This window comes from Roseofilum sp. Guam, assembly GCF_017746735.1.
Lineage (GTDB): Bacteria > Cyanobacteriota > Cyanobacteriia > Cyanobacteriales > Desertifilaceae > Roseofilum > Roseofilum reptotaenium.
This window is the reverse complement of the sequence record NZ_JAGHZN010000014.1, coordinates 41,615-64,251: the sequence shown is the minus strand read 5'-3', so window position 1 is coordinate 64,251 and position 22,637 is coordinate 41,615. Positions and strand designations below refer to the sequence as shown.

The window sequence follows — 22,637 nt, the reverse complement described above, 5'->3', positions numbered from 1 at the left end:
CGTAGTCCTATATTGACGCATCGTAGGGATAGACTTCAGAATAGAGAAAGTCTTCAAGTTAGGAACTAAAGATGGCTGATTCAATTATTGAGTTACTTGATGAATTACCGTCGGATAATCTGACGGTAAAGATGCTCAACGCTCTGGATTTTGTCGTCCCTGGAGAGTGGGAAAATGTGGTCGGATGCGATCGCACGATTGAAGTCGTAACCGGGGAAACAGACGGCGATCGCATCCGGGATATCCGCAATCGGGCGATCGAGCTGTACAATGATACCAATAATGGCTATCAAGGGGCTATTTGGTTTTATAAAACCATCGATAATGCAGACAAAGCACTCGGTGCGGCTGCCATGGCGAATAAAGTGGGCGAAAAAATTGGCTTATTAGGATTTTTAAATCGATTAACTCCCAAAGCCGATACGACCCAATCGGTGGATTTATGCTTAAAATTAGTCACAGAATTGATTGCGTACAGCAAGCTGAATGGACTGCCTGTTCTCAATCCAGGTCAATTTGTTACCGAACTGACGGAGCATTATCACGGAGCATCCCTCATGCGGATGGCAGCATTAGTCTCCGTCGATGGTTTACTCCCTTTGGGACCAAATTTCTTACAAAAAGTTCACTCAACCTTAGATGAGCAAGGTGGCAGTGTTTTGACCCGGAATCCGGTTTTTGGAGCCATTGCTAACTTCATTCCGGGTGATGATAAATTAGGGTTTATTAACGAAACGTTTGGTGCTGTTGAAGGATGGATGGGTAATTTAGTCGGTTCCGTTGGCTTAACCCCTGAAAGCGTTTTTGACCACATCGGAGGATTTATTGACTTCTCGGATGATGCTTTAGATTTAGTCGGGGCTTTTCTTGACCAATCGACAGACTATTATCGCCATACCGGAATTCAAACCGTTGCTCGTAAATTATTCCTGCAAGCGGCTGAAGACGTTTAGATATACCCAATTTTGACTGATGATTGTGGTTGGGTTATTGCTAACCCAACTTAAGTTAAATAAATTATCCATGGAAATTCTATCTGTCAGTCTGAAAAACTTTAAGTCCCACGCCGATCTCTATTTAGAGTTTGAAGTGGGAAGTAATGCCATTTGTGGAGAAAATGGCGCAGGGAAAACGTCGATTTTAGAAGCGATTGCTTGGGTACTATTTAACTCTTGTCAATATCAGCGAGAAGAGTTGATTCGCAAAGGAGCTAAAAGTGCCCAAGCAACGGTACACTTCATTTCTAATCGCGATGGCAGAACCTATCAAGTGAAACGCTGTACCCGTCGCGGATATGAGCTTTACGATCCACAGATTGACTGTAAGCTCGATCTGACTAAAGTGAATGATGTGCTGCTCTGGTTACAGGACCATTTGGGCGTTCCGAAAGATACGGATTTAGCAAAACTCTTTTCAGAAGCAATTGGGATTCCCCAAGGAACGTTTACCAGTGATTTTCTCAAAAATCCAGGAGAGCGAAAAACTGTATTTGATCCTATTTTACGAGTTGAAGAGTACAAAAAGGCTTATCAAGCTTCGCGGGATTTAGAACAATTTGCACAGGATGAAGTTACAACCTGCGAACAGCATTTAGAGCGATTCGATCTGCAATTGGAAGATTGGCAAGCACTCCAAGATCGCCATCAAGAGATCAATGAATTGCTAGAACAAGGGGACGCAGAGAAACAGACGGTTATTGAGCGACTGAAAACTCTAGAGCAACAACAACGCGAGTTTAAGCAACATCAGCAACAGGTGGAACACTGTACACGGAATCTCCAACAGTTAGAGGCAGAGTATCAAGGGATCAATCAAGATTGCTATCATCGAGAAAAAGCTTATCAGCAAGCCCAAGAGAGCGCCCAAAAATGTGAGGAAAATCAAGCCAATTATCGCGCTTATGAACAAGCAGAAGCTCAGTTAAAGGAACGGGTTAAAACGCAGAAACTGCAACAGTTTCTGTTGCGAGACAGAGAGAAACAAGGACAAGGTTTGCACAAAGTCCAGACTCAGTTAACGAAAGTGGAGATGCAACGGGAGAGTTGTCAGGTTGCCGAACGGAAAATTGAAGAGTTAGTACCTGCGGTAGAAGAGCAAAGTCGATTAGAAGAGAAACAGGAAAACCTGAACACTCAACTGCAAGCGATACGGGATTGGAGGCGGGAGCAAGAGGGCACGGAGCGGCAGTTATATGAGTGTTTAGAGCGGTTAAATGAGGTGAAACAAGAAGGCGATCGCCTAGAAGCCTTAGAACCTTCTGTAGCTCAAATTCCGCAGTTGGAGGCACGGTTGCAAAAGTATCAAGCTCAACTCAGTAGGGTGGCGGCTGCCGAGCAGTTTGCCCAGGAAATTGAGACGTTAATCGATTTAGGGGAACAACAGCAATCGTATTATCAGCAACTTCAGCCCATTTTATCCTCCCTAGATCCAGACGTGCAAACCCTGATTGATGCGGGGAAACATTGCCAGGATAAGAGTTTAGAGCGCCTTCATCAGATGAGTGCTGACTTAAAGCAACAGGTGAACGAGCAGGAATTAACGGCAATGTGCGAGCAGTTAAGATTGCAGTTAGAACTGGCGTATCAATGTCGGGCTGAAGCCAAAAATTTACCCCATAAGCGCAAACAGGAAGAGGAACTGAAGGAGGAAGGGCAGGAACTGCGATCGCGCTTAATCGCCTTAGAGGGTAAAATGGACGGGGAAGAAGCGTTAAATGTAGAATCCAATGAAATTGGCGATCGCCTGCAAGAGCTTGCCAACCCTAGAGCGCAACGTCATATTCTCGAACAACAACTTGCAAATTCCCCCAATTTTGAACAGCAATGGCAGAAATTGACAGAGCAAAAACAAGAGATTCAGCACGCTATTGATGGACTCAAGGCGCAACTGGCTAATTTTGAAAACCTTGAAGCAGAGATCGCCCAAGTCGAACAACTCAAACAAGAGCATTCTGCCGGCTATTTGCTCTATCTGCAATCGCAAAAAGAAGCACAAACCCTAGAAGAGCGACAACAGAAACTGGCGGAAACTAGGGCAAAGTTGGAAGAACTGGAAATCTCTAAACAGAAACAACAAACTGAGTTGGATCGGCTTAATTCTACCTATAGTTTAGCAGAAATCCAACAAGTCGAGCAAGAGCTAAAAAATATGAATAATCGCTTGGCACAACTGGAAGCGACCCTTTCATACCAGCGCAAAGAATTAACCAAAATTTGTCAATCCTTAGTCACAAAAGGAGAAATTGCTAAGAAACGAGAGCAAACCGTAGTCGAATTACAAAGAGCCAAACGAAACGGGCAATTTATTAAAGATGCTCGATTTTTCTTTAATCAAGCTTCACCCCGAATTACGAAGTTCTATTTAGCCGAGATTTCCCAAGAAGCAGATTCGATTTTTCGGGAACTGATGAACCGGCAAAATGTGGCACTAGAATGGACCGAAGATTATGATATTGTGGTGCAAGAAGATGGCTATAAGCGCAACTTTAAGAGCTTATCCGGAGGGGAGCAAATGTGTGCTGCTCTGGCAGTGAGATTGGCAATCTTGCGGACGTTATCAGATTTAGATATTGCCTTTTTTGATGAACCGACGACGAACATGGATCGCCCACGCCGTCAACAATTGGCGGAGGCTATTGGGAATCTGAAATCTTTCCGGCAATTGTTTGTGATTAGCCATGATGATACGTTTGAAAATATGTCCAATTTAATCCATATTGAGCGCCCTTAAAATAGATTGTAGTGGACTGTTTCACCTAAAATAGGGCTTTGTTTGTAGTAAGCACGAAGAGTGCTTATATCAAATCCTTAAATGGTTGCTACAAGTAGAGACATCGTGGAGGAGGGCGGGTTTACTTGCCATAGTTGTCAGTCTACAAGATTTGGGTATAACCCGCCCCTACAGATCTCTGTAGCGTAAATAAATAGATTTGATATTAAAAGCCTAGCTGGAGATTGCTCAATCCCTCACTACAAACACAATTTAATGCATCAAATTAGATGAAATAATTCACTACGGCAAGGCCTATTCCCTATTTTTTAGATTGTTGGATAATGGGGCAAATAATTGGCTCTTCTGATGGATTGACGTGGGGAGAGGTTTGGACTAAATCGAGTAATTCTTGTTTTAACTGCTTTAATTCGGTAATGCGGCGGTCAATCTCGGCAACTTTAACCTTAATATTGTGGCGTACCTGCTCGCAGGGGAGTTCACCTTGGTCGTGAATCTGTAAAATCTGCTTAATTTCTTGGAGACTAAAGCCTAAATGTTGCGATCTCCGGATAAATGCCAACCGAGATAGAACCTGGGGCGAAAATAGGCGAAATCCTCCCTCTGTGCGATCGATCGCTTCAATCAATCCCAATTGCTCATAATAGCGAATGGTCTTAATAGGCACTCCGCTTTGGGCTTTGACTTGTCCAATCAACAATAGCTTAGATTGGGATGACAACATTGTTGAGCAAACCTCCAGGCATTACCTTCTCCTTAGCTATAGTGTAGAGTATAGGGTAAAACCCAAAAGATGCAACGTGATAGTTCCTTGCTCCTTTGGGGACAATACCACTTATGGGCTAATATGGTGAGTACACGAGATTTGAGATTTTTTCTCCAATCTTTGATATAAGTCCCGAGAATCACCCATGCTTATTGAGTTTAGTGTTGGCAACTACAGATCTTTTAAAGAGACTGTCACGTTCAGTATGGTTGCGGCTAATCTCGTCTCTAAAAATCCACAAATCGATGAAGACAATAGTTTTAGTGTAGATCAGAATCTAAAACTACTGAAGAGTTCAGCCATCTATGGAGCTAACGCTAGTGGTAAAAGTAATCTGGTGAAAGCGTTAGGTTTTATGAAGTGGTTTATCATCAATTCATCAAAAGAAACTCAGAGTACTGAAAAAATAAAGGTAGAGCCGTTTAGACTCAGCACAGAAACGAAAACACAGCCATCATTGTTTGAGTTGGTTTTCATTATGGACGAAACACAATACAGATACGGATTTAAGGTCACTCAAGATAAAGTAATATCTGAATGGTTGTATTATGTTCCTAGTGTTAAAGAAACAAAACTGTTTGTTCGCGATTTAGAAAAAATAGAACAATCTAAAAAATATCAAGTACAAAGCCTAAAAAAGTTAACTCGAAGCAATGCCTTGTATCTTTCTGTTTGCTCTCAATTCAATGTTGATTTGGCAGAAAAAATACTAGGATGGTTAAGTAAAAAACTAAATCTTGTGTCTGGATTGAATGACACAGAAGACATGAGATATACATTAGGCTGCTTAGAAAATAAGGAAATGAATGATAATATTGAAGGATTGATTAAAAGACTTGACTTGGGGATACGTGCTATCAAAATAAAACCCAGAGATATTTTAGGAAATGAAGAACAAAAAAGTGTCAAGCAGCTACTACTGAGAAGTCTTATAGAGAGTATTATAGAGACAGATGATGTGAAAGGAACACGAAGAGTTTATGTGGGTACTGAGCACCCAATCTTTGATCAGAATGGTAATATTACATCTATCGAAGAATTTAATTTGAACCATCATGAATCTGAAGGTACACAGAAGTTATTTGCTCTGGCTGGAAGGTTAATTATGGCTCTGAAGGAGAGTCAAGTGTTGATTATTGATGAATTTGATGCTAGGTTGCACCCTCTGATTAGCCTGGGGATTGTGGAACTGTTTAACTCAAAAGATAATAACCCAAATAATGCTCAACTTATATTTATTACCCATGATACTCACTTGTTGAACCATAAAAAATTTCGCAGAGACCAAATTTGGTTTACAGAGAAGAATAGGTATGGCGCTACGGATTTATATTCTCTGGCAGAATATAAAGTCAGGAATGATGCTGCATTTGAAAGTGACTATATTAAAGGAAGATATGGTGCAATTCCATATCTTGGCGATCTAAGTTATCTCATTAACTCTAATGACTAAAAATAGAAAGTCCCGCAGACCTAAATATGAGAGAAAACAGGATATCAGAAAACTTAAACAAAGATTTCTAATCATTTGTGAAGGAACAAAAACCGAACCGAACTATTTTAGAAGCTTTCGCGTGCCTAAAGATGTGGTTAAAGTAAAAGGTTTGGGACGAAATCCGAGTCAATTGGTTGATTATGCAAGTCACTTAAATGATGAAGATGGGGATTACGATCGAGTTTGGTGTGTATTCGATCGGGATTCTTGGAAATTACAAGATTTTCATTCTGCCCTATCTAGTGCTAAAAATAAAGGTTTTGAAATTGCCTACTCTAACCCAAAGTTTGAATTATGGTATCTCTTGCATTTTGATTATTGCGATAGTGCGATACCTCCAGAAAAATATGATTCTAAGCTATCTTCATATATGGGTAAAACATATGAAAAAAACAATAAGAATATGTATGAACTCTTGCGTGATAGACAGAAGAAAGCGATTGAACGGGCTGAACAACTTTTGGAACAGTACGATCCCGCAAATCCAGCTAAAGATAATCCATCAACAACTGTACATCAATTGGTGAAAGCGCTCAATAAGTTTATTTGATTATACTGTTGAGTCAGGAAATGCTGTATTTTAATGTTTAATTGAAACTACAGATTCAGGAAATTGACGCTTTAAGGCAGGAAAAACAGGACAGACGGGTTGAGATTGAAGCGCCATCTGGCGATTAACATTAAACTTACTCCACGTAAACGGCGCTTTATTGGCAGCAGACATCCATAAGAGGCGTTTAGCACGAGTCATGGCTACATAGAGTAAGCGATATTCTTCTGCGGTTTTTAACTGTTCAGCTTCTTGCCAAGCTTCATCGCCCTCTGGAATCGGATCGTCGTGTAAATAAGCGCGAATTTGGGCACGAGCGACTTCCGCTAAACTAAATTCTCCTAGAAATCGGGTTTGGGGAGGAGTCCAAAAACTCCCAGGAATCATATTTTTGTGTAAAAACGGCAAAAAGACATAATCCCAGTCCAATCCCTTGGCTTTGTGCATGGTAATGATGGTAAGCTGGCCTAGCCGCATGTAAGGGGAATCATCGGCGGTATCTACTTGAACTGGCTCAAATCGTTCTGATTGCACAATTTCATTCAGAACTCTCAACAGAGCCGATAGGGACGAGTCACCTAGGGTTTGCTGGGTGACTCGTTCTGCTAATTTATCGGCGGTGGCGAGTTCGTTTTGGCTATAGCGTAGGGTGAGACCGAGAAAGGGAATGAGTTGGTAAGGGGGTAGATCTAATCTGGCGCGGAGGAGGGCGCGACAGTAACGCTGGGCGCTTTTGCTGGTTTGGCTTCCAGGAGAGTCCAGAGGCCCGGGATAGAGGAAAACTTCGGGTAAGCTGGCAAGGGCGTTGAGGTCTTGGGGCGGAATAAGGCGGCGGTTGGCGAGGACGGTGAGGGCTGCTTTGAGAGCGTCAGGAGAATGGGGACGTTCGAGGAAGTTGAGCAGGTTGAGAATTTCGGCGGGAACGTGGGAGTGGCGATCGCTTTCTGCGACTTCAAATAGGTTAATTTCGGTTCCGTATTTCTCCCGCAGTTGATGGGCAACAAATCGCCCTTGATCGTTCGTGCGTACTAGGACAGCGGCACTGCGATAGGGGTCTTGGGTAAATAGGGTTTTAATGCGATCGCCAATTAAGTCTACACTTTGGAAGACATCACGGGGAGCATAGAGTTCTAAACCGTTACCTTCTGGGGCTGGATTTGCGTCCGGTTGCGGGTCTTCCGAAGGTACAGGTTTAATCCGTTGCACGCTGAAGGGTAAGGGGGCGGGTTGATTTTGCTGTTGAATATGTTGGTTTACCCATTGGAGCATAAAATTAGCTGCTTGGAGAATAATGGGACTAGAGCGCCCGGCACAGTCAAGGGAGATCAGTTGGTTTTGGGTTCGCAGGCGATCGCAAAATTGACGAAAATAAATGGGGTCGGCTGGGGTAAAGGTGGAGTTAATGGCTTGGTTGGGATCTCCCACTCGGATCAGGTTGATGGTGGGTTTATTGGCATTTTTGTCAGAGTTAGGGGCGGGTTTATCGAAATTTTTGTCTATCAGCCCAGATCTGGGTAAACCCGCCCCTACAGAATCCTGCTCCTTTTGGGCTAAAATTTCTAGCAATTTCGCCTGTAGGGGACTCGAGTCCTGGGCTTCATCTTCAAAGACGGCAAAGACTTGATTTTGCCATAACCGTCTTGCGCCCACATCCTCCAGAACCCGCAAGGCTCCGAGGATCATGTCATCATAGTCGATCAAAGAACGCGATCGCAGTTGCTGTTGATAGGTTTCGTAGAGTCCCGCCGCAATGCGTAAAATCGGGTAATGCTCTCCAGACGTTTGACTCTCTTGAATTTGTGCTAGTTCAAAGAGATCGGAGGGCAATAAAGCAGAGCTTTTAGCTTCGTGGATCGCCGTATAACCTAAGTGGGGTAAAACTTCAGTACGCAGCACGCCTTGACGGCGCAACCGTTCCGTTTCTTCTCCGTCCGACTGGTTGCCCTCCAAGAGTCTTTTGTACAGTCTGGGGTGGCTATTAGCCCAGTGTTCGACACTTTGGCGGAGCAGTTGGTGCGATCGGTTGGGAGAAATTAGTGTGAGTGCATCTAAACTCAGGGTGGACAACTCTGGATGGCGCGTCGCAATTTGTAGAGCCAACCCATGGAGCGTATGCACCACAAAACCCGTGGACGGTAAGCCCAGGGTTTGCAGATGGCGGCGAATTTTGCCCTTCAGACTCGCTGCGGCTGAACGAGTAAACGTCACCACCACCAGTTGATGATGGATATGGAGACGATTTTGGGCAATGGCGATCGCCGCTGCACCCGCCATCCCCGTAGACTTCCCCGATCCCGGTACAGCAGAAACCGCCAACTCTCCCCCTTCCCAGTCCGCCATCTGTCTTTGCCCGTCCCGTAACTGGTTGCGGATCGAGTTTAATCCGGTTTGTAAGCGATCGGGAATCGGCTGTTCAGGAGTTGTTCTTGAGAGAAAACTAACCATAAACTTAAATCTTAATCCTCTATTCTCTATAGCCCTTTTCAGCTAGGCTTCATGCACTCAATCTCTGATCTTCATGGGGTAATGATGTCCAGCTTTGATGAGCTGGAATTTCAATTTCAAACCTAGCGCCTTCACCCGGTTCTGAATAACATTTTAACATCCCCTGATGATGCTCTGTAATGATTTTATAACTAATCGATAGTCCCAAACCCGTGCCTTCACCCACAGGTTTAGTTGTGAAAAAAGGATCGAAAATTTTCTTTGTAATTTCGGCATCTATACCTGGGCCATTATCCTGAATTTGAATGGATATCCTGTCCGTTTCTGCCTGATATTCAGTATGAATTGTTAAGACTCCATCCTCCAAGTCTGCATTCCTATTGTCTCCTTCCACCATAGACTCTAAAATATCTATGCCATTAGCTAAAATATTCATAAAGACTTGATTGAGTTCCCCCGGGTAACATTCCACCAAAGGTAAATCACCATATTCTTTGTTGATCTGAATTGTTCTTCCTTGATTGCTAGCTGATTTTAAGCGATGTTGTAAAATCAACAATGTGCTTTCAACACCTTCATGAATATCCGCTTCTTTTAAGTTTGCTTGATCGCTTCTCGAAAAATTCTTCAAAGATAAGACAATGTTATAAATCCGATTAGCCCCCATATCCATAGATTCAACTAGCTTCGGCAAATCTTCCTCAATGTATTCTAAATCAATCTCCTCTATCTTTTTAGCCATATTCATATCATCTGGATACAATTCTTGATAAGATTGCACTAAATCGAGTAAATCTTGACAATAGGTAGTCAAGGGAGAAAGGTTGCATTGAATAAAACTAATGGGATTATTAATTTCATGGGCAATTCCAGCCACCATTTGTCCCAGGCTTGACATTTTTTCTGCTTGAATGAGATGGGACTGAGTTTGTTTCAAGTTATGCAAAGTTAATTGCAGCTCTTTGTTTTTTACGTGGAGTTCTTCAGTTCTTTCTGCTACCAGTGATTCCAGGTTTTTGTTATACATTTCTAATGTGTCTAGAGAAAGCTTAAGAGAATCCGTCATCTCATTAAATGTCTGGGCTAAAATCCCAATTTCGTCCCCAGACTCCACTGAAGCTTTGACTTCAAGATTTCCCGATATTACTGAATTTGTCACTTCTGTTAATCTTTGGATCGGATCGGAGATTTTACGTTGCAATACTAGAGTCATAATACACCCTAAAATTAGGATCAATAGGGAACCTATTAAGGTTTGTAGTTGAGCAGAATTCAAGCTGGAGACACCGGATGTTAATTCGGATCTAAATTGTTGTTTTTGCGTCTCGACAATATAATTTAATATAATCAGCATTTCTTTGGCGATCGGTTCAGCTTTGCTTTGATATATATGCAGATCTTCTCGATAGCGATCGCTCTCGATAATTTCAACAGTATTTTCTATAATAATTTCTATTTCAGCAAAATCTTCAATAATATCATTCAAAGCTTCTTGCTGACTTTGGGTCAAGGAATACAACCTAGATTGAATATTTTCTAAGCTAGCTTTACTCTTCCGATAATGTGCTGTATAATCGAAGCGATATTTATCCTCTCGTGTACTAATGTAATTCCTCATATCAGCTACCAATAAGGAAAATAAACTTTTAAGATTAATCGTCTCTTGGAATAACTCAAGATCTGATAACAATCTCGGATTTTGCTCTTGGCTTATTTTATCAATATTGGCTAAAATATGAATCGCTAATAGTTCTCCTTCTTGTTCCCAAAGACGAAATCCTGGCTCACTCTTGAGGCGATCATCTTTTAAGTCAAAGAGGTAAGGAGGCAACTCTGACCAAATTTCATAAAATCGGCGCAAGTTTTTCAACTGTTCTAGTTGTATCGGCACGTTCCATTGTTGAAATAGCTGCTCCATTTCATGAAGATTCTCTTCAAAAGCATGTCTAGATTCCTGATATTGTTGTCGAAATACAGCATCTCCCGTTACCAAATAACCGCGTACATTAGAGAGCATTTTTAGCAAATTACTTTGTGCTTCTGAAGACGATAGAGCGATCGGCATTCGCAATTCTTCCGTCCGATTAATATTCAAAGTGGCTTGGACACTACTCCAATAATTAACTCCCATAATTAAAAAGGTAACTCCAATCAAACTACCAAAAGCTAAGTTCAGCTTGTTTTTAATGGTAATTTTCCTGTTTTTTGTAATCTTCAGGATATTGGATATTGATAAGTTGACAGATCGGACAATTGGATTAAACATGATCGATTGAAGGGGGTGGCAATGTACCTAATTATATATATTTTATACTGAATGTTCAGGGTTTTTCTAAAAAAAAGAAGGCATAAATAGTTAATTTTTTGGGGAAATTCCAGAGATAAAATCAGAATAAGTTAGGTCATTAATTGGATACCATTTATAAATACGAGATTGAAACTGTTTCCCTTGTTGATAGATTCTAGCAAAGTCATCACTTTCTGAGGCATACTCTTCATAGAGTTCTAAGGCCACTTGGTAGGCATTTTGTAAAATGTCTTGGCTGTAGGGACGTAACTCGGTACCACTTAACATCATTCGCTCTAAGGCTTCTCCATTAGCGGCATCATATCGACTGATGGTGAAAAAATAAGCTTCAAGAGCAGCAGAACGAAAAATTTCTTGGTATGTTTTGGGAAGCTGATCCCATTGCCTTCGATTAACTAAGGCAATCAGTACAGATGAAGGTTCCCACCAACCCGGATAGTAATAATAAGGAGCAATGCGGTTGAGTCCAAGTTTTTCATCATCATAGGGCCCAATCCACTCAGCAGCATCTATTGTACCTTGCTCCAATGCTGGAAAAATTTGATCCCCAGGCAAAACTTGGACTTCACAGCCGAGTCGTTCCAGTATCTTACCGCCCAGACCAGGAATTCGCATTTTTAGGCCTTTGAGGTCATTGATGCTATTAATCTGGCGACTAAACCATCCGCCCATTTGTAGCCCAGTGTTACCAGCGGGAAACACATTCACGCCAAAATCTTGATAAATTTTTTCCATGGCCTCTAGTCCTCCCCCATAATAAAACCAGGCATTATGCTGTTGAGTGTTCATACCAAAAGGGACACCCGAAAGGAGTCCCAGAGCCGGATTTCGCTCAAAGGAAAAGAGAAGACTGCTATGGCCACATTCTACGGTTCCTGCAATTACACCATCGAGAATTTGTAGGGGAGAAATAATTTCATTGGCAGGATAGGGGGTAATCGTGAAGCGGCCTTCAGTCATTTGTTCGACGCGCCGACAAAGGATTTCTGCGGCTCCAAAGATGATATCTAGGGATTTGGGCCAACTGGTGGCCATGCGCCAGCGAATGAGGGGTTGGCTGGGAGTGGGTTCGGGGTTAGGTTGAGGAGGGTTCGGGGATTGACAGGCGGTGATACTATAGGTGCTGGCTGCGCCTAAGGCGATTTTATGGAGTAGGTTTCGACGTTTCATGGTTTAGGTTAATGCCAATTTATGTGTATTGGGGAGATGATGAGTTTGCTATGCAGCAGGGGGTTAAGCAGTTACGCGATCGCCTCCTCGATCCCAATTGGATTTCGTTTAATTATACTGAGGTCTTACCGGATCAGCCGGGGAGTGTTATGGAAGCTTTAAACGAAGCGATGACTCCTCCATTTGGTTCTGGAAATCGGTTGGTTTGGTTGGTGAATACAGGTCTATTTCAGCAGGCATCTGGTAGTCTATTGGCTGAGTTAGAGCGGACTTTACCGGTTCTGTTAACCTCATCAGTGCTATTACTAACGGTAGCCGGAAAACTCGATCAACGATTGAAAGTGACGAAGCTGATGCAAAAGTATGCTGAATTCCGGGAATTTTCTTTAATTCCACCTTGGAAGACTGATTTACTCTTGCAACGGGTTGAGGAAGTGGCGAGTCAACAGGGGGTGAAATTAACCAAACGAGGAGCGGAAGTTTTGAGTCAGTCTGTAGGTAATGATACTCGTCGGTTGGTTAATGAGTTGCAGAAGTTGGTCTTATATCATCCAGATGGTGAGGTTTTGAATGACCAGGATGTGGAGCGGTTGGTGGTCTCCAATACGCAAACGAGTTTAGAATTGGCGCAGGCGATCGCTAAAGGCCAGGTAGATCGGAGTTTAACTTTGATTGAGGGTTTATTACACAGAAATGAACCCGCTTTAAGGATTGTTGCTACCTTGGTGGGTCAGTTTCGCACGTGGTTATGGGTTAAATTGATGGTTGAGAGCGGAGAACGTGATGATCGCCAAATTGCTCAAGCTGCTGAGGTGGCTAATCCTAAACGGGTGTATTTTCTCAAACAACAGGTGCGATCGCTCCCTTTTGCCTCATTACAGCGCACTCTACCTCTCTTGCTTTCCCTAGAGTGGGGACTCAAGCAAGGAAGAGCTGAACGGGAAATTCTCCAGACTCACATTATCCAAATCTGTCAGCTATATCGGAAATCTTGACGTACAATTGGAGATTATCTCCCATTACTGATTAGCTCTTACCAGGAACCACTGCCAAGCGAGTAGAGCTGACAATCTGAGATAGATATGGAACTTCATCTTCCTAAAAGAATTCAAAAGAGTTGATCGTCTTGTGTCTTTAATGTGCCATTATGAATCATTCATTTAATTTTCAAGTTCAACTTCGCTCTTCTGGTGGATTCTGTTTGGATTGCCAATGGATCGGCCGGACGTTAATTGCGAGTGTATTATCTTTATGTGGATCGTTAGCGGGAGCAAGCACTGCACAAGCTCAATTTAATTCTCCCGTACAAATGGCCAATTTTGTGCAATCGGTTTTGGAAATTGAATTGGCTCGGGAAACGACTCTGCAAAATACTCAAGGATTGGTTCCCATAGGAAATAAACCCGTTTTTGATTGTAATCTAGAGGCAGGAACCGTAAGTAATACCACTGGAATTTCCCAAGATATTATTAGTCATTTACAAAGTTTTTGTAGCCAGTCACAAACTGTTTTACAACAGCATAATTTATCCCCAGAAGAGTTTCATAAAATGAGGGTGATGTATGGTCAAAATCCCCAGCAGTATCCTCAAATTACTCAGTCGTTTCAACAATTGTGTCAAAATAACCGATATTCAGAATTACAGATCTGCCGTTAAGAGAATAAAACAGGCGATCGCTCTCCCGATACAGATCGCCTTCCAGAGATTATCTTCGAGGTAAATAAAAAATAGACATAAAACCCAAATTATAGGCAGGGGATAGTTAACCTTTGGACAACCCATGGGGAGAATGCTAAAATTAACCCACTTCTGGATATCATCAGAAGTAAGTAGAATTTCAGGCTGGAAGACCATCTGAAGTCTCAGAGAGTATCAAGGTGTAGTGCCAATCGACTGTAACCCTGTTTCTAGCCTGGGAAAAGATCTGATCAGGGTTGAAATTCAAGATTCGACCTGCGATCGAGGCAGCAAAGGTTAAATTATGTCAGATAATCTGCCCCAAACCCCTTACAAAACCCATAAATCACCCCATAATCATGTTGATTTGCGGGTTCCCACCATTGTAGGTCTGCGACGAGGACTGATCGTTGCTTGGCTGAGAATTCTAGCCTTTCTGTGCTTAGATACAGTGATGATTGCCTTGGCTTGGAAGAGTGCTAAGGTTATTGTTGAACGGGTTGATTGGTTAAAGCATGTTCCCTCTTTTCACTTATTAGCTTATACTCCAGAGCAACCTGGATTTTTGTTTCCGATTTTATGGATTACCCTAGGGATGATCGCAACGGGAGGATTATATGGCGATCGCCGCAATCGTCGTCAATTTAGCAATTTACTTAGAAGTATTACCTTCGCTCAAGGCGTTTTGATTGTTATTGCTTTTATCTATCAACCAGGTCTGATTATTTCTCGGTCGATGTTTGTACTATCTTGGTTATTTGTAATTGTCTACGTGGGAACAGGAAGGTTAATAGCAGAAGCAACCATCACTACTCTTCGCCGTCATGGTCGAGTACCTCGTCGAATTTTCCTGATTGGAAATCCTAAAGATACCCTGATTGCTAAAATTGCATTGAAACTCGATAGTAATAAAGAATTTACAATTGTTGGGCAACTCGATCATCTATCTCTACAAAAAAAATCAAATCAGTGGTCTCAAGTTCTGGAAGAAATTCAATCTCTTGATGTCGGAGAAGTATTTTTCTGTTCATGGAATATAGTAGGCAATATTATGCCCCTTTACTGGAGTTTAAAAAATTCAGGAATTGCACTGAGGATATTGCCCATTGGTCTGGAAGTTCCTCATCATAATCCAAAAATTGAGATGATTGGTGGAATGCCCAGTATTCAGTTTCAGCCACCAGGTTTATTAGGCAGTGATTTTTGGATGAAGCGGGCATTTGATCTTGTAGTATCTATGCTGATTTTGTTCTTGGGTAGCCCTCTATTTATTGCTCTGGCGATCTCTATCAAAATAGACTCCCCCGGCCCCATCTTTTTCAAACAAACTCGTATGGGCCTTAAGGGACGACATTTTAAAGTCTGGAAGTACAGAACCATGGTGGTTAATGCCGATCAGCTAATGAAGGAATTAGAAGCCAAAAATGAAATTAAAGGGGGCGTTTTATTCAAAATGAAAGATGATCCCCGAATCACCAGGGTAGGTAAGTTTTTACGGCGTTACAGTTTAGATGAGTTGCCCCAAATCGTCAATGTTTTAATTGGAGAAATGAGTTTGGTAGGCCCCCGTCCTCTCCCCCTGCGTGATATTGAAGGATTTGCAGAGCACCACTTTATGCGCCACAACGTTTTACCAGGAATTACAGGACTTTGGCAAGTTTCGGGGCGATCGGATATTAAAAACTTTGACGATGCCTTTAAATTAGATATGTCTTATATTAATAATTGGTCGTTAGCCCTGGATTTTGAAATTTTACTCAAAACGGTACAAGTGGTCTTGGGGCGTAGAGGGGCTTATTAATTTTCAAAATTAACCATATCGCATTTCCTCTTCTGGAGGGGTGGTAGTATTCGGATTAAATTTACGCAAGCCCAAAATTTGTAAACTTAATAGCCAAACATAATAGGGATTGAGTAAAACATAGCGTTTCCAGAGTCGTTTCGGTTCTTGAATGAGGCGATAGAGCCACTCTAATCCCAATGCTTGCAGGGAGGGTGGGGCTTGAGGTACGAGTCCAGCATGGAAATCGAAGGCTGCACCTATAGCTAAAACAGGCATAGAGAGATGATCCCGGTATTCATAGACCCAAACCTCTTGGCGAGGACATCCTAAACCCACCAGGGTAATGGCGGCTCCGCTCTCTTTGATGGTTTGGACGGTTTCTTGTTTTTCTTCGACACTAATCTGCCAGAAGCGACCCGGCTGATAGCCAGCTATTTTAAGCTGAGGATAGCGTTCTCGCAACTTCTGAGACAAAGTGTCTACAACCTCTTGTCGAGAGCCGTACAAGTAAATCGGTAGCCCCTCCTGTGCCGCTCGCTCGCATACCCTCAAGGTTAAATTGGGGCCATACACCCGGTCAGATAATCCGGCCTTATGAATTAAATTTAGGGCCCAACGCACCGGTTGCCCATCGGGACAAATTAAGTCCATATGATTGAGCCGGAAGCGGTGGGTATTATCGAGAACCCCCGTCATGATGCCATGAACGGGTAAGGCACAAACCGATAGTCCTTTTTTTGCTTTTGCGGCTTGGATAACTTGCGCAACTGCCCCTTCATAATCAATTACATTAACCAGAACTCCAAGAATATTCCGCTTTCCAGCATCAATCATTTCAATAATCTCCTTGTCCTAACGCTCTCAATTAAACTCCTGACTCATTTGAATTTAATCAGGGTGATCTTGTTTAGCCACCTTTCTGTAAAGTTGCGCAAAAAACTGGCCCTTAATCTCCCAATCGTAGACTTCTCGCACCCGTTTTTGTCCAGCTTGTCCTAATTTTTCTCTGAGTTCAGGGTTTTGAGCTAGTTGTTTCATCGCTTCAGCTATCCCTCTGACTGCTTGATCGGGATTTAGGGCTGGTACTTTAATTCCGGTTTCTTCTGTTACCTGGGTATTTGGCCCTCCGATCGCTAAACAGATAATGGGCCGACCTGCAGCCATGCCTTCCAGACAAGTCCAGCCCCCAGAATCATGTAAACTCGGATGCACCAGAACATGAGATTGTCCGAGGTTCTCTAGGCTTTCATCGCGGGGACGTTTGCCCCAAAATTTTAGGCGCTCTCCTATCCCCAATGTCTTGGCTAAAGCTTCTAGTTTCTGACGGTCTGGCCCATCTCCCAACAACCAATATTCGGCGTTGGGTAAATTAGCTTGGGCAAATGCACGGACAGATAAATGATACCCTTTCCAGTGTAACAAGCGCCCTAGACTAATAAAGCGGATGGGAGAGGCAGGAGGTTCTCCTAGGGAGGCTAACCGGGTCATTTCTGCTTGGGAGAGACCGGCTTCCGAATAGAGTTCTATCTGGGAAATGGGCATTTTTTTGACCCGTTTGGCTGTATCTTCTGTCGTTACGAGGGCGATCGCACTCCGTTGAGCTGTCAGCCGGGTAAATGGGTCTCTTTCTCCAATTTTTTGGGCAATATCCCGCGCCGTTTCATATAATTTTGCTTTAAAGCTAAAATCATGCCAAAACGGTTTAGGAGCCGCTTCTCCTCCGCCTATGGGGCCCCAAACAAAGGGAATCGGTAATAGACAAACTAAACTGGGTGACCAAAATTTAACATAAGTCACATGACGCACCACATCTAACTGAACTTCTTGATGTAAGCGCTGGGCTTCCTGATACGCTAAAATTTGCCACAAATAATAATGGAGTTGTACACCTCCTTGTCTACCCTTAAAATTTTCTTTCCACCCAAACGGTTCTACATAGCGAAAGTGTAAGTTAGGAATCGGATGACGCTCTAATTGAGCTTCAATTGAGGGCTGACAAAACTTTCTCGTAATCACCCAAACTTGATCGTGTTTAGCTGACTCAACCGCGGCATTCCAACCGACTCCTTCCTCAGAGCCTTGTCCCGGTTCACACGCAAATGCTGATAAGAGAATTTTCATGGATTTATCATTCAACTCAACTAGAGTATCCTTAACTTTAATTCGATTTTTCCAGTACCTTTTCCACTTGACTCGCCAAAAATAATCCCGCTTTTTCGGCATTATTTTCATCCATTAATTCCTGAGATTTTTGTCCCATTTTTTTGATCGATTCTGGATCTTCAATTAATCGTATCATTGCTTCGGCAATAGTTTCGACTTTATAGGGATCGACTACATAGCCATTTTCCTCTTCAACAACCATTTCCGAAGCCCCCGCCCATTTAGAGGAAATAATTGCCTTTCCAAACGCCATTGCCTCCAATAGCACCACCCCCCAAGTATCCTCTAAAGTGGGAAAAATAAACACATCCGCTATTTCAAAATAACTGCCCAGTTCGCCATAGTTTAACCAACCGGTACAAGTCACTTGTTTTTCTAAGTGATTGTCTTGGGCAAAAGCTTCTAATTCTGCTCGTTGCTCTCCATCTCCGACTAAGACTAAATGATAATTCGAGTATCCGCGATCGCGCAGAAGACAACAAGCGTCTAACAAATATTTTATTCCTTTACGGGGAACCAGTAACCCTACAGATAGGAAAACAGGAGATTTTAGCTCTAGGGATAGAGATGAAGTTGGCGATTTCTGTTGCAACAGGGTTTTCGTATCTGGAACCATATAAGGGCGAGCTTCTATTTTCTTTGAATCTACCCCTAAAATTTCTATTAAATATTCTTTTCCTCGACGCGAATTAGACATAAAACTGTCCATAAATTGAGTCATCCACCGACGAGACTGGGAGCGCAAGCCACTATCGCGAAAATCAACATTCGGAGAACTGCTTTCGTAGACTAAGATTAACTTCCACTTGCCGATAGGCTTAAGAGCGATCGCCAACACAGTCCAGATCGAGAAGCTACTGACAAAAACAACATCGGGCTTATACTTGAGTAATGGAAAAATAACAGTAGGGGAGACCAAAATAATGCCCCGATTATACCCAGATTCTACGGTTTGAGTTTCCTGAAAACGATATTTACCAATAATTGTAATCGCTTTTGCCCCCGGAGCCTCTGGATCGAATCCTGGCCAGGTTTGACTGGTGTAAAATTGAGTTTGAGGATAGATTTTTGTGAATTCCCGGAGAACGGGTTGCCAATAAGCGCCCCTTCTAACCGCAGGAATTAACCAGGCAACGCGAATATTTTCCATAAAGTTTCGGTCGATCCATAACAATAGCAATAAACACTTAATCTTTTTTCAGGGTTGAACCCTCCTAGTGGCGATCGAATAACTTGGGCAAAAGTAATTTCCGGTAGGGTAAAACCCAAAAAATGGGCCATAAAATTCCCCCATGTCGTTGCATCAGGAGTTTCCACTCTTCCCAAGGATGTAGGGTAACTGTTTGTAGGGCTAAACCTTTGGGTTTGTCAATCTTTTCTAACCCTTGTTTTAGATTAGGGGTATTAACCGGATCGGGTTTGGGATTTCTGGCACAAGTGCCTAAATATCCTGGCGTAATCCAAACCTGACATCCTTTTTGTTTGGCTCGCAATCCATAGTCCCAATCTCCAGCATAATGGGTAAGGGCAGGATCGAGATTGCCCACGATAACAGTGACTTCTTGAGGAATGAGGACAATATTGCCACACATCACATCGCAAGATTGTGGGGTGTCTGTGGGTTTGACAGGCGAACACCTAAAGGGAGGATACCACCATCCCAGTTGCCGATAGCCTCCATAAGTCCATTCCTGAGTGTTTGGATCTTGGGTTGATCCAGCAATGATAGAGTGCGGTTGTCCGCGATCGCTCACTTGTTGATGAGTGTCCAAAAGAGTGCTAAGACTATGAGGATAGAGGGTTGTATCATCATTGAGCCATAGGTAGTAATCATGACCCACTTCTAGAGCCGCAGCAAAGGCTTGGCGCATTCCTCCATTCCAAAATAGGTTACCCTTACCCTGGAGAATATTAACTTGAGGATAGGTTTTCGCGATCGCCTCTGAAGTTCTATCCGTACTGCCATCATCAACTAAGTATACCACCAGAGAAAAATCCGGGGACAGATCTTGAGTAAATAGTGAGTCTAAGCTCTCTAATGTTTTGTTTTTTCGATTGTGGCAAGTCAGTAAGACAGCTATACTTTTACAATTCATAACATTTCAATCAATAGCTTGCCATATTATACACATCAGCACTATTATATAGGGTAATCTAGTCACTTCTGTATGGAAAATCTATATTCTTTCTTTAGAGAGGTAAATTATCATGATTAGTCGAGCCATTCAGCTAGTTAAGCAACTGATCGCCGATCCCAGTTCTTATCAAGATTTATCAAAACGAGTTAATGATGAAAAACTCATTGAAAAGTTCACTAGTGACCCAGACTTCCCCTTTTTTATCAGTTTTCCCAGAACCGGAAGCCATTGGATGCGCTTGATGATGGAATTGTATTTTGAGCGTCCCTCTCTAATCAGAGTTTTTTATTATAAAAATAGACAAGATTTCATGACCTATCATACCCACGATCTCGATCTCGATGTTTATCGCAAAAATGTCATCTATCTCTACCGAGATCCAGTGCCAACGATTTATTCACAGTTAAACTTTTATCAAGAAAAGACCAGCGATCTTGAGCGAATTGAATATTGGTCAACCCTGTATGCCAAGCATCTCAGTAAATGGTTAATTCAAGAAACAACAAGCGAGAAGAAAACTATTCTTAGGTATGAGAACTTGAAAAAAAATATGGCTGATGAATTCTCCAAAGTTACCGCCCATTTTGGCCAAAGCTTAGATTCAAAAAAGCTGGAGGAAGTTCAACAACAAGTTTCCAAAGAAGAAGTCAAGAAAAAAACTTATCACGATCCACGAGTCATTAGTCGCACGGACAACTATGAAGGATCGAGAGAGGAGTTTAAGACACTCTATGGGAACAAAGTTTATGAATATATCTTTAATCAAAACTCCCAACTCAAAGATTATTTTTAAATTGAGTCTACCATGAAAAAAACAATACAGTTATTAATGATTCTCTGTATACTGTTAGGCGTTTTTTTTCGTTTTTATCATCTAGATAATAAAATCTATTGGCTCGATGAAACCTTTACCGCTTTGAGAGTTTCCGGTTCCTCCGCAAGTGAATTGGTGCAAATTTTACCTAGGCATGAAATTCTGAGCATAGAAGATATTCAAAGTTATTATCACCCCAGTCCAGACCGTTCCTTTGCCGATGTTGTACAAGCTCTAACTCATAATTCTGAACATACGCCTTTATATTTTGTCATGCTCCGTTTTTGGCGCGGGTGGTTTGGCAGTTCAGTAGCAGCAACCCGTAGCTTATCGGCTATGATCAGCTTGTTCGCACTTCCTTGTGTGTATTGGTTATGTTTAGAGCTATTTGAATCCTCCCTGACTGGATGGATAGCTATGGGTTTATTGGCTATTTCTCCGTTTCAAATCTTGTATGCTCAAGAAGCCAGACAATATAGCTTATTAGTCGTTGTCACCTTATTCTCTAGTGCTGCTTTATTAAGAGCCATACGCTTACACTATCAATCCCCTAAATGGATAAAACAAAAGGGGTATAGTTGGGGGATTTATGCCGGGAGTATCGTGTTAGGATTATACACCCATATTCTGTTTGTATTAGTATTATTCACTCATGGGATTTATTGCCTGTGGTTAGAGCGATTTCGATGGAGAAAAATGCTCACGATTTACCTGGGAGCAAATCTCATCGGCTGGATCGCTTTTATTCCCTGGATTATCGTAATTTTGATGAACTTCAATGCCATTCAAAATACAGCCACTTGGCAATCAGAATCTGGTAACCCCCCCCTGAGTTTTTATCTCAAAAGTTGGCTGGGTAATACAGCTAGACAGTTTGTAGATTTTGGCTTAAGTTCAGATACAAATTCTATAGCTTTGAAATTATTTATTCCACTTTTGCTCAGTGTGGTTGGTTTAGTTATTTATGCTTTGTACTTTACCCAGAAGACTACAGATAGAAAAACCTATTTATTTGCCATTTTACTAGTCGTTATTCCTTGGTTAATTCTAGCTATCCCCGATTTAGTATATAGATCGACAAGATCGAATGTTCAACGCTATATTATTCCGACTTTTCTAGGAATGCAACTTGTAGTCTCTTATCTTTTATCTGTTCAAATTTTTTCTCGGAAGCGATATCAAGCGAATCTTTGGAAAGTGATTACTATCTTCTTATTCTCCTTGGGGATTATCTCTTGTGGATTAAGTGCCCAATCTCAAGACTGGTGGAATAAACGTGCTGATTCCCACAGTTTAGAGGTGGCTAAGATTGTTAATAATAGTTCTCACCCTCTGTTGATTACTAAAAGTCATCCGGGAATGCGTTTAGGGGTTCTGAGCTATAGACTCGATCCGAGGATAAAAGTATGGTTAGTCGATGATAGTTTGGGTCAAATTCCAAAAGAGTATGAAAATCTGTTGGTCTACCATCCTTCTCCAGACCTGATTGCACAGATTGAGTCAGTTGATGAATGGACTCTAGAGCCAGTCAGCGAAAGCAAAAATCCTCGTACTGGTCTCAATTGGTTATGGCGTTTAAATCCTGTCTAAATCTGAGA

General features: G+C 42.1%; 18 protein-coding genes. 9 read left to right on the top strand and 9 right to left on the bottom strand.

Features of this window, described 5'->3' with window-relative positions; all coding sequences use genetic code 11:
• Positions 1 to 71: 71 nt before the first annotated feature.
• On the top strand, positions 72 to 953 hold the full coding sequence (locus J7529_RS06925; protein WP_318728381.1) for a hypothetical protein: 882 nt from the start codon (positions 72 to 74) through the stop codon (positions 951 to 953).
• Positions 954 to 1,023: 70 nt separating this feature from the next.
• Complete coding sequence (locus J7529_RS06920; RefSeq protein ID WP_318728380.1) at positions 1,024 to 3,729, top strand: SMC family ATPase; 2,706 nt, start codon at positions 1,024 to 1,026, stop codon at positions 3,727 to 3,729.
• Positions 3,730 to 4,030: 301 nt separating this feature from the next.
• Here J7529_RS06920 and J7529_RS06915 read toward each other — a convergent pair whose 3' ends face one another.
• Positions 4,031 to 4,453 carry a heavy metal-responsive transcriptional regulator gene (locus J7529_RS06915; protein ID WP_318728379.1) on the bottom strand — a complete coding sequence of 141 codons (423 nt, stop codon included), beginning with the start codon at positions 4,451 to 4,453 and terminating at the stop codon, positions 4,031 to 4,033.
• A 187-nt stretch (positions 4,454 to 4,640) separates the two neighbouring features.
• Between J7529_RS06915 and J7529_RS06910 the strand changes: the two genes are divergently transcribed.
• The gene (locus J7529_RS06910) at positions 4,641 to 5,948 is read left to right on the top strand and encodes an ATP-binding protein (protein ID WP_318728378.1); all 1,308 of its coding nucleotides are present in this window, start codon (positions 4,641 to 4,643) and stop codon (positions 5,946 to 5,948) included.
• On the top strand, positions 5,941 to 6,540 hold the full coding sequence (locus J7529_RS06905; RefSeq protein ID WP_318728377.1) for an RloB family protein: 600 nt from the start codon (positions 5,941 to 5,943) through the stop codon (positions 6,538 to 6,540). Before J7529_RS06910 ends, J7529_RS06905 begins: the two co-directional genes overlap by 8 nt.
• Before the next feature lie 30 nt (positions 6,541 to 6,570).
• Here J7529_RS06905 and J7529_RS06900 read toward each other — a convergent pair whose 3' ends face one another.
• From J7529_RS06900 to J7529_RS06890, 3 genes are all read right to left on the bottom strand, one after another.
• Complete coding sequence (locus tag J7529_RS06900) at positions 6,571 to 8,985, bottom strand: ATP-dependent helicase (RefSeq protein ID WP_318728376.1); 2,415 nt, start codon at positions 8,983 to 8,985, stop codon at positions 6,571 to 6,573.
• A 49-nt stretch (positions 8,986 to 9,034) separates the two neighbouring features.
• Positions 9,035 to 11,116 (bottom strand): ATP-binding protein, encoded by a 2,082-nt coding sequence (locus tag J7529_RS06895; protein WP_318728375.1) that lies wholly within the window; start codon positions 11,114 to 11,116, stop codon positions 9,035 to 9,037.
• Between the two features lie 225 nt (positions 11,117 to 11,341).
• Positions 11,342 to 12,463: a TRAP transporter substrate-binding protein DctP gene (locus J7529_RS06890; RefSeq protein ID WP_318728374.1), complete on the bottom strand. Its 1,122-nt coding sequence runs from the start codon at positions 12,461 to 12,463 to the stop codon at positions 11,342 to 11,344.
• Between the two features lie 11 nt (positions 12,464 to 12,474).
• On the opposite strand from J7529_RS06890, the gene holA reads away from it, so the two are divergent.
• Both holA and J7529_RS06880 read left to right on the top strand, forming a co-directional pair.
• On the top strand, positions 12,475 to 13,458 hold the full coding sequence (holA, locus tag J7529_RS06885; protein WP_318728373.1) for a DNA polymerase III subunit delta: 984 nt from the start codon (positions 12,475 to 12,477) through the stop codon (positions 13,456 to 13,458).
• A gap of 152 nt (positions 13,459 to 13,610) precedes the next feature.
• A complete protein-coding gene (locus J7529_RS06880) occupies positions 13,611 to 14,120 on the top strand; it encodes a DUF4168 domain-containing protein (protein ID WP_271943958.1) in 510 nt (169 codons plus the stop codon).
• Here the strand turns inward: J7529_RS06880 and J7529_RS06875 are convergent.
• Positions 14,103 to 14,318: a hypothetical protein gene (locus tag J7529_RS06875; RefSeq protein ID WP_318728372.1), complete on the bottom strand. Its 216-nt coding sequence runs from the start codon at positions 14,316 to 14,318 to the stop codon at positions 14,103 to 14,105. The genes J7529_RS06880 and J7529_RS06875 overlap by 18 nt on opposite strands.
• 127 nt (positions 14,319 to 14,445) lie before the next feature.
• Here J7529_RS06875 and J7529_RS06870 point away from each other — a divergent pair, with 127 nt between their 5' ends.
• Positions 14,446 to 15,942, top strand: coding sequence for a sugar transferase (locus tag J7529_RS06870; protein ID WP_318728371.1), 1,497 nt, complete (start codon positions 14,446 to 14,448; stop codon positions 15,940 to 15,942).
• Between the two features lie 9 nt (positions 15,943 to 15,951).
• Here the strand turns inward: J7529_RS06870 and J7529_RS06865 are convergent, their stop codons facing one another.
• The 4 genes from J7529_RS06865 to J7529_RS06850 all read right to left on the bottom strand — a co-directional run bounded on the left by J7529_RS06865 (position 15,952) and on the right by J7529_RS06850 (position 20,183).
• On the bottom strand, positions 15,952 to 16,758 hold the full coding sequence (locus J7529_RS06865; RefSeq protein ID WP_318728370.1) for a WecB/TagA/CpsF family glycosyltransferase: 807 nt from the start codon (positions 16,756 to 16,758) through the stop codon (positions 15,952 to 15,954).
• A gap of 54 nt (positions 16,759 to 16,812) precedes the next feature.
• Positions 16,813 to 18,045, bottom strand: a complete 1,233-nt coding sequence (locus J7529_RS06860) for a glycosyltransferase family 4 protein (protein ID WP_413038826.1) — start codon at positions 18,043 to 18,045, stop codon at positions 16,813 to 16,815.
• Between the two features lie 37 nt (positions 18,046 to 18,082).
• Complete coding sequence (locus J7529_RS06855) at positions 18,083 to 19,237, bottom strand: glycosyltransferase family 4 protein (RefSeq protein ID WP_318728368.1); 1,155 nt, start codon at positions 19,235 to 19,237, stop codon at positions 18,083 to 18,085.
• Between the two features lie 64 nt (positions 19,238 to 19,301).
• Positions 19,302 to 20,183 (bottom strand): glycosyltransferase family 2 protein, encoded by an 882-nt coding sequence (locus tag J7529_RS06850; RefSeq protein ID WP_318728367.1) that lies wholly within the window; start codon positions 20,181 to 20,183, stop codon positions 19,302 to 19,304.
• 112 nt (positions 20,184 to 20,295) lie between these two features.
• Here J7529_RS06850 and J7529_RS06845 point away from each other — a divergent pair, with 112 nt between their 5' ends.
• Positions 20,296 to 21,018 carry a sulfotransferase domain-containing protein gene (locus J7529_RS06845; protein WP_318728366.1) on the top strand — a complete coding sequence of 241 codons (723 nt, stop codon included), beginning with the start codon at positions 20,296 to 20,298 and terminating at the stop codon, positions 21,016 to 21,018.
• 12 nt (positions 21,019 to 21,030) lie between these two features.
• Positions 21,031 to 22,629 (top strand): glycosyltransferase family 39 protein, encoded by a 1,599-nt coding sequence (locus J7529_RS06840; RefSeq protein WP_318728365.1) that lies wholly within the window; start codon positions 21,031 to 21,033, stop codon positions 22,627 to 22,629.
• Positions 22,630 to 22,637 lie beyond the last annotated feature (8 nt).

Bases quoted from the DNA above. Each gene is read 5' to 3' on its own strand.
- J7529_RS06925 (WP_318728381.1), top strand. From the start codon at position 72: ATGGCTGATTCAATTATTGAGTTACTTGATGAATTACCGTCGGATAAT.
- J7529_RS06920 (WP_318728380.1), top strand. From the start codon at position 1,024: ATGGAAATTCTATCTGTCAGTCTGAAAAACTTTAAGTCCCACGCCGAT.
- J7529_RS06915 (WP_318728379.1), bottom strand. From the start codon at position 4,453: ATGTTGTCATCCCAATCTAAGCTATTGTTGATTGGACAAGTCAAAGCC.
- J7529_RS06910 (WP_318728378.1), top strand. From the start codon at position 4,641: ATGCTTATTGAGTTTAGTGTTGGCAACTACAGATCTTTTAAAGAGACT.
- J7529_RS06905 (WP_318728377.1), top strand. From the start codon at position 5,941: ATGACTAAAAATAGAAAGTCCCGCAGACCTAAATATGAGAGAAAACAG.
- J7529_RS06900 (WP_318728376.1), bottom strand. From the start codon at position 8,985: ATGGTTAGTTTTCTCTCAAGAACAACTCCTGAACAGCCGATTCCCGAT.
- J7529_RS06895 (WP_318728375.1), bottom strand. From the start codon at position 11,116: ATGGGAGTTAATTATTGGAGTAGTGTCCAAGCCACTTTGAATATTAAT.
- J7529_RS06890 (WP_318728374.1), bottom strand. From the start codon at position 12,463: ATGAAACGTCGAAACCTACTCCATAAAATCGCCTTAGGCGCAGCCAGC.
- holA (WP_318728373.1), top strand. From the start codon at position 12,475: ATGCCAATTTATGTGTATTGGGGAGATGATGAGTTTGCTATGCAGCAG.
- J7529_RS06880 (WP_271943958.1), top strand. From the start codon at position 13,611: ATGAATCATTCATTTAATTTTCAAGTTCAACTTCGCTCTTCTGGTGGA.
- J7529_RS06875 (WP_318728372.1), bottom strand. From the start codon at position 14,318: ATGGTCTTCCAGCCTGAAATTCTACTTACTTCTGATGATATCCAGAAG.
- J7529_RS06870 (WP_318728371.1), top strand. From the start codon at position 14,446: ATGTCAGATAATCTGCCCCAAACCCCTTACAAAACCCATAAATCACCC.
- J7529_RS06865 (WP_318728370.1), bottom strand. From the start codon at position 16,758: ATGATTGATGCTGGAAAGCGGAATATTCTTGGAGTTCTGGTTAATGTA.
- J7529_RS06860 (WP_413038826.1), bottom strand. From the start codon at position 18,045: ATGAAAATTCTCTTATCAGCATTTGCGTGTGAACCGGGACAAGGCTCT.
- J7529_RS06855 (WP_318728368.1), bottom strand. From the start codon at position 19,237: ATGGAAAATATTCGCGTTGCCTGGTTAATTCCTGCGGTTAGAAGGGGC.
- J7529_RS06850 (WP_318728367.1), bottom strand. From the start codon at position 20,183: ATGAATTGTAAAAGTATAGCTGTCTTACTGACTTGCCACAATCGAAAA.
- J7529_RS06845 (WP_318728366.1), top strand. From the start codon at position 20,296: ATGATTAGTCGAGCCATTCAGCTAGTTAAGCAACTGATCGCCGATCCC.
- J7529_RS06840 (WP_318728365.1), top strand. From the start codon at position 21,031: ATGAAAAAAACAATACAGTTATTAATGATTCTCTGTATACTGTTAGGC.